An 11,482-nucleotide genomic window follows, 5' to 3' on the forward strand; every position below is an offset into this window, starting at 1 on the left:
CTATTAAATGTACAAATTCATGTATAGTAGTATTATTTTTATCTATTGCATTCTCAAATCCTTGGTAGAGTGCTTTTTTCGATAAAATCATATGTTTTTCAAATTGCCCAGATCCTACAAGCCCTAAAATTATTTTTGATTTAGCATCTTTTTTAAATTCAAGTTCCTTATTAAAAGAATCAGGATACAATAATATACTACTTAAATTGGTATAGTGCCATTGCTTAAAACCAAAAACAGGAATCACTGCGCTGGCGGCTATTAATAATCTATCTAAATCTTGTACTTCTAATTCTACACCATCAATATAAACCTCACTTAAAAAATGCATCATTCGTTTTTGAAATTCTTGCTGTTTTTCAGGAGGTAGTTCCTTATAAAAATGAACATATTGTAATAATAATGCATGCCAATTTTTTGGAAAAGGCTTTGCCTTCTTTCTTCTATTAATATAGAGCGAATAGACAATAAATAGAATTAAAAGTATAAAAATTATAGTTACAAGCATACGCAATTTAAAAATACAGCTAGTACTGTTTTAACAGTTTATAAGAACTGCAAACAAGTTCAGAAATCAGAAATTTAAACCTTCAGAAATAGAATTACCCAAATCTTTGGTTTGGTTTATTTTAATTTTATAAGCAAAAATAAGTATAACCAGCTAGTACATAAATATATAACTTAATAATAAAATTATGGAAGCAAATAATACTAAAATTCAAACAAAAAATAAGTTCGTTTGGTTTTATGCTATCGCAATAGCATTAACCATAATATTTTTCTCGGCAGTTTTGCATTTTCTAAAAATTTATGAAAGTGCAGCATTTAGATTGGTTTTTGTACCCATTTTATTAATTGGTTATATACTAATGGTAAAAAAATATACCAAGCAGTATCCAGAAACTACATTTACCCAAGCCTTTATACTTTGTGCAAAAACTGGTGTACGCATTATATGGATATTAATACCTGTAATAGCTATTTATTTGTCATTGAATAAGGCTGAAGTTTCTGTTATTCAATTGCATGAGACTTATGGTAGTGACATTAGCATTATTGAGATGTTAGTATTTACCACAATAGAGATTGTAGCAGGAACCGTTATTTCAGGTTTATGTGCAGCGTTTATCGCAAATAAATAATCATCTTTAAAATAGAGTTTTAGCCCTAGTGTACAGTGTTTTAATTTCATTTCCGAATAAAAACTGCACACAACAAAGAAGTCCTATAAAATTAATTGCTTGGTTCTAGCCTATTTACGAAAGTCCTCGCGGACTTTCTATCTGTGATTTAATTGCCAAATTAGGTGCTTAAATACGCAACTAATCTTATACAAACCAATTATTATTATCGTTATGATTACCAGATATAGGTTTACTAATTATCAAGGGCTCTTGCTCAAGCAATGCTTTTGACGGGTAGCTGAGTCATTAAATACCTGTCTTTAGCTTGTAGTTGCAATTAATACTTCAAAAATCAGTCTGCTAAAAAATATCGTTCCGAATGAAACAATATTGTAACTAATTAGTTACATTTGTAACGTGAGAGTAATCGATATTACAGAAGAGTGTTTAGAATTTATCGACAAACAGAACGAAAAAGTTTCCCTGAAATTTTTCCAACTCATTGAAGTTATTGGCGAAATCAAAGTTGTGAATTCAAACTTTCTGAAAAAACTGCAATCTACACAATTTTATGAAATGCGGATTAAAGCAGGAAATGAATATCGAATTGTAATATTTGCTATCAACCATCTGAATTTTGCCGAATGCACAAAAGCCGTTTGTTTGTGTGGGTTTCAGAAAAAAGGAACTAAAGACTATAAAAAGGCTATCAAACAAGCCGAAAAAATATTAGAGGATTATCTAAAAGAAAATTAATTATGGGAAAATCAATAAACGCAAAAGAACTGATTGCCAAGCGTTACGGAAAAGAAGGCTCAAAGGAGCGTGAAGAATTTAGAGAAGGTGCTTTTTCCTATTATTTTGGAGAAATAATAAAGAATCGCAGAAAAGAATTGCATATGACTCAAGAAAATCTCGCTCAAAAGATTGGAAAGAAAAGACCATACATTTCGCGAATTGAAAATGGAGAAGATATTCAATTATCGAATTTTGCCCTACTTGCGAATGCTTTGGGACTGTCAATTCAATTAACAGCGGAATAGTACTAATGGCAACAATGTATCCTAAAAAATAGCGCAAGTCTTTGCTAACACTAAGGTTTGGGCATTTTTGGAAAGTCGCCAAATTTTTAAATTTGGCTTGTGTTTATCCGAAAAGTTATTGCTTATTTACTGCGCTAATTTTCATATACGAGAACGAGTACTGCATTACAATCTCAACCAACGGAACTGTTGGTGGAAAACCTCGTTTTAACTTCGGAATTAATGTGACTATTTCCTTTTCCATTGTATCTTTGTCTAGTGATTTGCATATAATGAATTGATTTTTAATTTTTTATGCACCTAAATACAAATATCGATAACCCATTTATTTTTTATCAAAAAAGTCTAAATCACTTCTATCAGAAAAAATGAAAATACCATTAAACGAATTTGAGCAACTTATTGACGAAAAAATCTTAAAAAGAGGATTTTCTTATTTTAAAAACGATGCAATAATCGATTTTTTAGAAATTTCAAGTGGAGAGTACGAAGCAACTGTTTTGGGAACTGAAAAATATACCGTTCAATTAGAAATTAAAAACAATATAATACTAAAACATAATTGCGATTGCCCGTATGATATGGGCCCTATTTGCAAACACATAGTTGCGATAATTTTTTATTTACAACAAGATAAATTAGAATTAATTTCACCCAATTTACCTAAACCTAAACCTAAACCTAAACCTAAAAAGAAAAGCACTAAATCGATTTCGCAACAAATAAAAGAATTGCTAAAAACAATTTCTCACCAAGAATTAATAGAATTTGTACTAGAGAATAGTAAAAAAGATAAGAAATTTAGAAATTACTTTTTAGCATCATTTGGGCATTTAAGTCAAAATCAATCTAAAGAATTTTATCAAAAACAAATTCATTCCATTTTACAATCAGCAACAGGAAGAGACGGTTGGATTGGTTGGTCGGATATGAAATATGTAGTAAACACAACCGAACCATTTTTAGAAAATGCAAAAAAGTATTTAGTCACTAATAATTTTGAAAAAGTATTTTTTATTAGCACAGTTTTATTAGAAGAAATGACAGAAGCTTTTCAATATGCAGATGATAGCAATGGTGATTTAGGTTATTTTGTAGAATCTGCAATGGAATTACTCTCAGAATTGGTTCAGAAAAAACTTCCTAAAGCATTGAAAAAAGAAATATTTAATTATTGTATTTCTTCTTTTAATAAAAAACTTTTTTCTGGTTGGGGTTGGCATTTAGGAATACTTCATCTTGCTTGCGAATTAATTGAAAAAGAAAGTGATGTTGATATTATTATTAATTGTTTGAATACTATTAATGGAAAGTATGAACAAGAGCAAGCACAATTATTTATGCTAGATTTATTAAGACGTTTTAAAAGTGAAAAAGAAGTTGAAAAATACATCAATAAACACATTTCAAATTCATCTATAAGAACAAAAGAAATAGAAAAAGCATTTAAAAACAAAGATTTTGAAAGCGTAATTAAACTTTCAGAAGATGGAATTAAGTGCGACAAAAAAGATGAACCTGGGTTAGTTAAAAAATGGTATAATTGGCTATTAAAAGTTGCCCAAACAAAAAAAGATACTTCTAAAATTATTGAATATGCAAGGTTTTTATTCATTAATAATTTTCATCCTGAACAGGATTATTATCAAATTCTTAAAGATAATATTGAAGATGAAAAATGGCATTTATTTTTAGAAAAAATAATTAAAGAAATTACGCCTAAAGGAGCATGGACTTACACAGCATTAGTACGAAATATTTACATAAAAGAACAATGGTGGGATAGATTATTTTTAATGCTGAAACAAAACCTTTCTTTGGAAAATATTCAGACGAATGAAGCATATTTAGCGAACGACTATTCATCTGAATTAATTGAATTATATTGTGAAAGAATTGCGAATTATGTAGAAATATATATAGGAAGAAATCATTACAAAACCGCTTGCAGATATTTACTCAGAATGAAAAAACTTGGAGGAAATGAACAGGTAAACAGGTTGGTAGAGTTCTTTAGAAAGCAATATCCACAACGTAGAGCACTAATGGACGAATTAAATAAGAATTTTAACTAAGGATAAAAGGTTTAAAATGAAATAGAATAACTGTGAACACCATCGCAAAATAACTGTGATATAAAACAGCATGAATTTTAAAAATTACGCTATACTATATAATAAATTAAAAATAGAGACAGTATCCAAAATTTTGTGTAAGCAGAATTTCAGCGGGTTTAACTTTTTTAAAGTTGAACCCTTTTTTCAAATATATTTAAAAATTGATTTTATACCAGTTCTGATGCTATTTAAGTTACTTTGCTAAATAGATTCAAATTAAATGTGTATATAGAAAGTTACCCACATAATCTTCTAAAATTTTGTTCAGCTTTGCGTTATAAATTAAATATAACGGATATACAAATTTGGTACTATTACTTTTCACCAGGATGGTATTTTGATTCCGCCCTTTTTTCAACATCTTCTCTGTAATAGGCAACATCTTTAAACTGTACATCGGCATAACGTTGTGCTTGATCATTAAAATGTGGTGAATTTGGATTGCTACTCTGCCCGCCAGCTAACATAGATTTTGCTTTTAGGGTATCACCAAACTCAACAACGGCTACAAAACTATTGCCCGACACACCGTATTGACGTTTTGTGTTTTTACCAAAACGGGTTCCATAAGATGCTAAAGCTCCCCAACGCCCTGAAGCCATACCAACAGGAATACTAGGTTTTGCATCATCAAATTCTTGAAAAATTTTACCGTCATTTCGTTGATATCTGTTAAATTCTCCCCATGGTGTTTGCCAAGTACCAAAATCTTTTTTTAAATTCTTCAAAGCTGTTTGAAATATCTCTAAGCGTTCTTTTGGTGAAGCAGTTTTACTCATATATTCAAATGCGCCTAATAAAGACATACGTTTATTACCTGATTGGGAAGGAATTTTACCTGATTTAAAATAAGCATTTAAATAAAATTGCGCTAAAGTCATTTCTACCGAATTTTTAGCCACTCTAAAATCCCAGTTTTTTAATAATTTAATAGCATCTTTAGTTTCTTGAGTTTTAATTGGTGCGTTTTGTGCAGCGTTTAACAAACCACTAATCAATACTTCTGCTCCTGGTAAATAGCTATCGTATGCTAGCTCAATTAACGAGTCGAGGGTTAAGCTATCTGCTTTTTTTAATAAGGCTATAGCATGTATGCCTCTGTAATTTTCTGGAAACGAATGCATATACGCTGGATAATCTTCTACTTTAGGGCTATTTTCGGCAGCACTTGTAAATGGTGTAGAATTACAGTTTTGAATCCATCCGTTTGGCGGATTTAAAACCAAAATATTTTCTTTTAAAGAATGTAAACCGTTCCAATCTGTTTCAGGATTACTGCCATCTACTGGTTTAGTGTAATCAAATTTTTCATTCCGTTTTGGAATAAAATTACCATGGTAATATGCAATAGTTCCGTCAGCATCAGCATACACGGTATTGTTTGATGAGTTGGTGCGTATATCCATCATGTCATAAAATTCATTATGGTTAGATTTTTTGGTTCTGGTAAACGATTGCTCTAATGCTTTTATAGGGCTCCACATTAATGCTGTTGCAATCCATTTATCATCATTAGCATGCGTAATTGGCCCATGATGTGTACGATACATCATAAAGGTTTTAGGTTTTAATGTGTCTAGACTTTTGTAGTTTAAAGTTACTTCTAGAGAATCTACAGGACGCAATTCTTTACCATATTTATAGAAAGTTTTGCCATCTTTTTTTACAATTGTTTCTTCAAATTCGTCAATAATATCGGTACCTGTTGAGGTGTGCATCCAGCCTGTTTTTTCATTAAATCCTTGATATACAAAAAACTGCCCCCAAGTTACTGCTCCGTACGCATTTAAGCCTTCTTCGCTCACCACATGAACTTCTCCTCTAAAAAAGAAGGAAGTATGAGGGTTAATAAGCAACATGGCATTGCCAGATCTTGTTTTAGTACCAGAAATGGCAAAACCGTTTGAGCCTCTAGGTTCGTTATCTTTTAATCTTATTAAACCGTTATTTGCTGCCACTTTGTTATCTGGTTCACCATAAAACTTTTTAATTTTTCTAGTAGCAACTCTTTCTATATCTCCACCAATTGAACCTTCGCTAAAATACATAGGCATCCATGGTTCAAAATGTGTTAATAATTTTGGTTTTACTTCTGGGTGGGTTTTTAGATAGTAATTAATGCCATCTGCATAGGCAATGCATAACTCTTGTAGCCATTTTGGGCTGTTGTTGTAATATTCAATAGCCTCTTCTTTAGTCATATACAATCGTGCTCTTAAATCGCTGTATAAATAGGCTTCACCTTCTACTTCTGCCAGTCTGCCAATTGCCCAAATATAATTTCGTTCTACACGATTAAAATCGTCTTCGCACTGTGCATACAGTAATCCAAAAACGGCATCTGCATCGGTTTTTCCGTAAATATGAGGCACACCAAAATCATCTCTTATTATTTCTACATTTTTTGCACGTTGTTGCCAACGTTGTTCTTTGTTAGTAGTTTTTGGTTCTTTGTTACTGGTTTTTTGCTCATGTTTACAACTAGTAAGCGCAATGATAAAAAAGAATAAGAGGAAACGATTCATAATTAGTTAGTAATTGAGTGATTATTTTTTGAAATTAACAGTGTTTGAGATACAATAATAGTTGTTTATCGTGTAAGTTAACGCTAATTTTTTTAAATATTTAGCTTCATGAGATGCGCTATTTGGTATGAATTTTAAACCATGCTATAATTTTATCGAACGAGTCGAATTTTGAGTGTGGTAAGAAATGGTTTTTTCCTTCCGTAGTCCTGCTATGCAAATCTAAAAATGCTTCAAATGACCAAAAAGATAGCTGATTTTAGCTCACTACTCTTTTAGAGGCTATTCAAATAAGATGTTCTCGCTTCAATCAAAAAAGTTCAAATCGCTTTACTGTAACAATTTTAAAAAAGAGTAATCTTTATAAGAAAACAAAAACAATGAAAACTGTTCTTGCCATTCTTTTAATTTTTGTAACTCTACAAAGCTTTTCTCAAACTAAAACAGATTATTTAAAGAAAAATAGATTCGATTTAACTTCATCCGAATTCAACTTTCCGCAGAGTGATGTTAAAATAATTGGGTTTGGTGCTTATCACGGAAGTGCAAAAACTGAAAAGGCTGAATATACCTTACTTAAATCTCTTACGAAAGGCGGAACAATAAAATATTATTTGCCAGAAACGGATTTTAGCATTGGACATTATTTTAACCAATATTTAAAAACAGGTGACACCATTTTATTAAAAGATTTAGTTTACAATTATGGAGCTAGAGTGCCACAAGAAAAAAGTATCGAGATATATGAGAAATGGAAGAAAATAAAAAAACTCAATAATAAACTTCAAAAAAAGAACAAAATAACCGTTGTTGGGATTGACCTTTTAGTAACATACAAATACACTTCTAAACACCTATTGAAATTAATTGACTACAAACAAACCCAAAATAAATATTTGCAAGAAATAGTAAATATGGTAAAGTTAGATACAACTGACTTTTCACCAAACTATAACAGCTATTCTAAAAAAGTTTTAAGAAATTTTGTTGAGGAATATGAAAGGCAACCAGCAGAATTTGAAAAGAATATAAATAACAAATTCGTTTTTGACCACATAATACAAAACCTAAAACATACATTTAAGAATTTTGATAATTCATCTAAAAGAGAAAGGATACTATATCATAATTATATCCATTTAAGCAAGTTATATAATTTTGAACAGCAACCACAATTTGTACGATTTGGGTTCTTTCATATAGAGAAACAGAGAGAAGGAAACAATCCATCTTTTTTTACAAGATTAATAGAAAACAATATTTATCAACGTGAAAAAATCATTTCCGTAATTGGCTATCTAACAGACAGTCGAGTACTTTGGGATATTGTTTTTGATGACAACAAAAAGTACAAGACCTATACAACCGAAGGCGGCTTCGGAATTGGCGACTATGACAAAGAATATTTTCTTGGAATTGAGAATTTAAAGAAAACAAAAATATCAGATATTACCCTTTTCCGACTAAATAAAAAAAACACACCATATTCAGACGGAATACCTGATTTAATGGAAATTGTGATGGAAAATAACAAATCCAATAGAGAACAAGTGAAAGGAAAATCTACAACGGAATTTTTAGATTACGCAATTTTGATTTCTAATTCAAAGGCAAGTATCCCAATTCAAGAGATGGATTAAAAACCTTCAAATGAGTAATGAATTGGAATTTACTAGTAAATGGGTAAATTTAACTAATAAGAATAGCAATAAAAAATCTACAATTCACTTAAATAAGGTTTTTATACTTTACTTTTTTACGTAGATTGATTTAGCATACTCAAAACCTCTTTGCCACCATTCAGTCATTTGTGCTTCATCAAAAATTAACGAGTTTGTAGTAAGTACCGTTGGGGTGTAATATATGTTTAAAGGGATACTTTTTTTTGAAGCTTCTAATTGCCCAATAAGAATATCGTCTCTTTCTATACGCTCTAGCATAAAAGCAAAAATATTGGTAAGTAAAGCAAAGGCGTTTTTACTAGGTAACCTATTAAAAGGGTTACTTTTTGTATGCAACACAATAGTATCTATAATTGTTGCGCCTCTTACAATAGCTTCTCGTATAGGCACCATAACACCCAAACCACCATCAGCATATTCACAGCCATTTTTTGTAAGTAAACTCATAAAAGGCACATAGTTACAAGATGCCCAAATCCAATCACAAAAATCTGTATAGGTACTATCTTTTAAACTTTTGTATTCTACTTCATTAGTTGAAATATTAGCTACAGTAATAATAATTTCTTTATGAGAAGCTTTAAGCGTATTAAAATCTTCTTGTGTTAAGCTGTCTTTTATAAGTTGTTTTAAGGCGTAGCTTTCACCAAACGTTTTACATCCTTTTATAAAACTTTTTATAGCATTAGTATGATTGATGCTTACTGTTTTCTGCCCAAAATAGTTTTTAATTTTTAACGGATTAGAACTAAAAATACTATTCTGGTTAACCGAAGTATATATCTTCTTGAGTTCCTTTATTTTCCCCAAAGCTAAATGCGATACCATTAGGCTGCCTGTAGAAGTGCCTAGAAATAAATCGTACTTATTCTTTTGTACTGTTATTAAATATTCTGCTACACCACCAGCAAAAGCACCTTTACTGCCTCCTCCAGAAATTACTAGCGCTCTCATATTTTTAGGCTTTTAAAGAGTAATAATTGGTTTAACATCTTATTTTACAGGTAATACCAATAACGGAACTGCCACATGCATGGCTATATAAGACAGTTTTTCCTTGAATAATAATTGTTCTAAAAGAGAGTGCTTTCTATGCGTCATAGCCAATAAACCTATATTGTTTTTTTCAACATAGTTGGCAATGGTATGTGCAATATTAACGGCAGGAACTTCAATAAAATCGTGTTTAATAGATTTAAAATAGCTATTAATAACGGCTTTATTTTGTTCTTGTAAAATAGATAATTCTTTTTCTTGAGAGATGTGAAACGTATGTAAAGTTGCCTCGTTTAAGGCAACAATTTCTGTTAAGGTACGTAAATGACTTTTGGTATAAAAATGTTTATAATCTGTTGGAAACAAAATAGTATCTATATACTTAAAACTAAATGTTTCTGGGATAACCAAAGTTGGAGCTTTTACTTTTCGCATCATGTACAGCGTATTACTGCCAAAAAGTACTTTACTTGCAGCTGTATTACCTTTAGCCCCAACAATTACTAAATCTATATGTTGGTGTTTTTCAATAATGGAATTAATCTCATCTGTAAGAATATTAAAGGCAGAAAGTGTTTTAAAATGATGCTGCGCATTTGAATAGTGCTTTTCTATACGCTCAACCAATGCTTTTAATTTGTTTTGAGACTGTTGATAAACTGTATCTTCTTCAGTTTGTAGTGTTTCTACATCAATTAAACGGGCTGCATGGTTAAAGTCGTACGCGTAGGCCGTAGGTGTATAGGTGTTTAAGATGTAAAAAGTACATTTTTCTTGTTCAAATAGATGCATTGCATACTGTACTGCATGCCATGCATTTTCTGAAAAATCGGTAGGAATAAGAATATGTTTCATGATGTTTTATTTTTCTAAAGTTGGAAATATACCCTTTGGAACGCAATGCAAACCTGTATGTTTTAAAGCGTTTTCTATATCTTTTACAGACACTAATTTTGTAGTATGCACAATAAACTCTCTCGGAAACACTTCTTTAATAGGCACTACATCCTTTACACCATCTACTTTTTCTATAAAATTTTTTATTTTTTCCATTTGTTCATCGCTAGAAGCATTAGTGCCAAATATTCTTCCGTGATCGCTTGGAATTATGTTTTCTGTTAATAAACTCATGATATTAAAATTTTTAAATTTATAGTGTAAAATTACAATCGAATATTATTATAAAGAGTGTCATTGATGCTATCAATGTTTAGAAATCTGAAATTTATACATCTATACCAACATTTATAGTTTGGTAATGATAAAACTAAACAGGGTATGATGTATGGTAGCTTTTTCTAAAATCGCATTTTTATAGATAAATGTGCTGCCAGTAGTTTTCCCATCATGTAAAAGCTCATAGGTATGTTCGCTAATTTGATTAAAAATAAGATTATGGCCATCAATTTCAGAAAACATTTTGGTATGCGTCTTGGGCTCGTATAAATATAGCATGGCACCACTGTAAGGTATAGTTCCAGTATAAGTTGAAGTGAGTTTGTCTTTTATAATCTTATACGTATTGTCTTCAATATTTTTTATGGTAATAGAAGCATGTAATTTATCATTCACAAAGGTTTTTAAACTACTATGATGTAAATGCTGTTTGTAATAAACACTTTGTAGATGATAGTTAAGATGAATTTTAATCAATAATTTAAAATTTACCGAGCTGCTAATGTTAATGGTTGTAGAATCATTATTTTTTGTTTGCTCTACGTTCAATGTTCCTAATGTGTGATTCTTGTGTGCAATTTTGTAGGTTACACTTTGTCCCTGCATAGACAACCAAAACACCAAAAGAAATACTATAGTAACAACGTTTTTTAAAATCATTTTAGTTAAGTATAAGACAAGTGACGATACTATTTATATGTTTTGAAAAACTAATCTCAATATATATCTTTTAAGCACTATAAGTTTTTTTAAAATACACAATAATAAAATTAACAGAATTATTATGTACATTACTTCTAAGTTTAATCTGTTATCATT

12 protein-coding genes are annotated in these 11,482 nt (G+C 30.4%); 5 read left to right on the forward strand and 7 right to left on the reverse strand.

Features of this window, described 5'->3' with window-relative positions:
- On the reverse strand, nt 1–508 hold a 508-nt coding region (locus AC1EUY_RS15510; protein WP_480196465.1), incomplete at its 3' end, for a zinc-dependent peptidase.
- A 187-nt stretch (nt 509–695) separates the two neighbouring features.
- Here AC1EUY_RS15510 and AC1EUY_RS15515 point away from each other — a divergent pair.
- From AC1EUY_RS15515 to AC1EUY_RS15525, 3 genes are all read left to right on the forward strand, one after another.
- Complete coding sequence (locus tag AC1EUY_RS15515) at nt 696–1,142, forward strand: hypothetical protein (protein ID WP_480196466.1); 447 nt, start codon at nt 696–698, stop codon at nt 1,140–1,142.
- A 399-nt stretch (nt 1,143–1,541) separates the two neighbouring features.
- Complete coding sequence (locus AC1EUY_RS15520) at nt 1,542–1,880, forward strand: type II toxin-antitoxin system RelE/ParE family toxin (RefSeq protein WP_480196467.1); 339 nt, start codon at nt 1,542–1,544, stop codon at nt 1,878–1,880.
- A gap of 2 nt (nt 1,881–1,882) precedes the next feature.
- Complete coding sequence (locus AC1EUY_RS15525; RefSeq protein ID WP_480196468.1) at nt 1,883–2,167, forward strand: helix-turn-helix domain-containing protein; 285 nt, start codon at nt 1,883–1,885, stop codon at nt 2,165–2,167.
- Nucleotides 2,168–2,282: 115 nt separating this feature from the next.
- Here AC1EUY_RS15525 and AC1EUY_RS15530 read toward each other — a convergent pair whose 3' ends face one another.
- Nucleotides 2,283–2,411 (reverse strand): hypothetical protein, encoded by a 129-nt coding sequence (locus tag AC1EUY_RS15530; RefSeq protein WP_480196469.1) that lies wholly within the window; start codon nt 2,409–2,411, stop codon nt 2,283–2,285.
- 124 nt (nt 2,412–2,535) lie between these two features.
- Here AC1EUY_RS15530 and AC1EUY_RS15535 point away from each other — a divergent pair, with 124 nt between their 5' ends.
- A complete protein-coding gene (locus AC1EUY_RS15535; protein WP_480196470.1) occupies nt 2,536–4,242 on the forward strand; it encodes an SWIM zinc finger family protein in 1,707 nt (568 codons plus the stop codon).
- A 356-nt stretch (nt 4,243–4,598) separates the two neighbouring features.
- Here the strand turns inward: AC1EUY_RS15535 and AC1EUY_RS15540 are convergent, their stop codons facing one another.
- Complete coding sequence (locus tag AC1EUY_RS15540; protein WP_480196471.1) at nt 4,599–6,809, reverse strand: acylase; 2,211 nt, start codon at nt 6,807–6,809, stop codon at nt 4,599–4,601.
- Nucleotides 6,810–7,189: 380 nt separating this feature from the next.
- On the opposite strand from AC1EUY_RS15540, the gene AC1EUY_RS15545 reads away from it, so the two are divergent.
- Entirely contained in the window at nt 7,190–8,449 is a 1,260-nt protein-coding gene (locus tag AC1EUY_RS15545; protein WP_480196472.1) for a hypothetical protein, read from the forward strand.
- Nucleotides 8,450–8,557: 108 nt separating this feature from the next.
- Here AC1EUY_RS15545 and AC1EUY_RS15550 read toward each other — a convergent pair whose 3' ends face one another.
- The 4 genes from AC1EUY_RS15550 to AC1EUY_RS15565 all read right to left on the reverse strand — a co-directional run bounded on the left by AC1EUY_RS15550 (nt 8,558) and on the right by AC1EUY_RS15565 (nt 11,323).
- On the reverse strand, nt 8,558–9,445 hold the full coding sequence (locus AC1EUY_RS15550; RefSeq protein ID WP_480196473.1) for a patatin-like phospholipase family protein: 888 nt from the start codon (nt 9,443–9,445) through the stop codon (nt 8,558–8,560).
- A gap of 39 nt (nt 9,446–9,484) precedes the next feature.
- Entirely contained in the window at nt 9,485–10,342 is an 858-nt protein-coding gene (locus AC1EUY_RS15555; RefSeq protein WP_480196474.1) for a universal stress protein, read from the reverse strand.
- A gap of 6 nt (nt 10,343–10,348) precedes the next feature.
- Nucleotides 10,349–10,618 carry a heavy-metal-associated domain-containing protein gene (locus AC1EUY_RS15560; RefSeq protein ID WP_480196475.1) on the reverse strand — a complete coding sequence of 90 codons (270 nt, stop codon included), beginning with the start codon at nt 10,616–10,618 and terminating at the stop codon, nt 10,349–10,351.
- A 114-nt stretch (nt 10,619–10,732) separates the two neighbouring features.
- Nucleotides 10,733–11,323: a DUF6134 family protein gene (locus AC1EUY_RS15565; RefSeq protein WP_480196476.1), complete on the reverse strand. Its 591-nt coding sequence runs from the start codon at nt 11,321–11,323 to the stop codon at nt 10,733–10,735.
- Nucleotides 11,324–11,482 lie beyond the last annotated feature (159 nt).

The sequence above is a fragment of the Maritimimonas sp. 2210JD6-3 genome (genome assembly GCF_056591795.1).